The 552-nt window shown below is 50.9% G+C and carries 1 rRNA gene; it reads right to left on the reverse strand.

What is annotated here, in order from left to right:
- Nucleotides 1-552 (reverse strand): 23S ribosomal RNA (locus tag ASN89_RS00140); the annotation flags it as partial.

A 552-nucleotide genomic window follows, 5' to 3' on the forward strand; every position in this document is an offset into this window, starting at 1 on the left:
ATATCCGCAGCTTCGGTGACTGGCTTAGCCCCGTTACATCTTCCGCGCAGGACGACTCGATCAGTGAGCTATTACGCTTTCTTTAAATGATGGCTGCTTCTAAGCCAACATCCTGACTGTTTTAGCCTTCCCACTTCGTTTTCCACTTAGCCAATCTTTGGGACCTTAGCTGGCGGTCTGGGTTGTTTCCCTCTTGACGCCGGACGTTAGCACCCGACGTCTGTCTCCCAAGCTCGCACTCATCGGTATTCGGAGTTTGCAATGGTTTGGTAAGTCGCAATGACCCCCTAGCCATAACAGTGCTCTACCCCCGATGGTGATACTTGAGGCACTACCTAAATAGTTTTCGGAGAGAACCAGCTATTTCCAAGTTTGTTTAGCCTTTCACCCCTACCCACAGCTCATCCCCTAATTTTTCAACATTAGTGGGTTCGGACCTCCAGGGCGTGTTACCGCACCTTCATCCTGGCCATGAGTAGATCACTTGGTTTCGGGTCTACACCCAGCGACTGATCGCCCTATTCGGACTCGATTTCTCTACGGCTTCCCTAT

Source organism: Janthinobacterium sp. Ant5-2-1 (genome assembly GCF_001445815.1).
Classification (GTDB): Bacteria; Pseudomonadota; Gammaproteobacteria; order Burkholderiales; family Burkholderiaceae_D; genus Janthinobacterium; species Janthinobacterium lividum_E.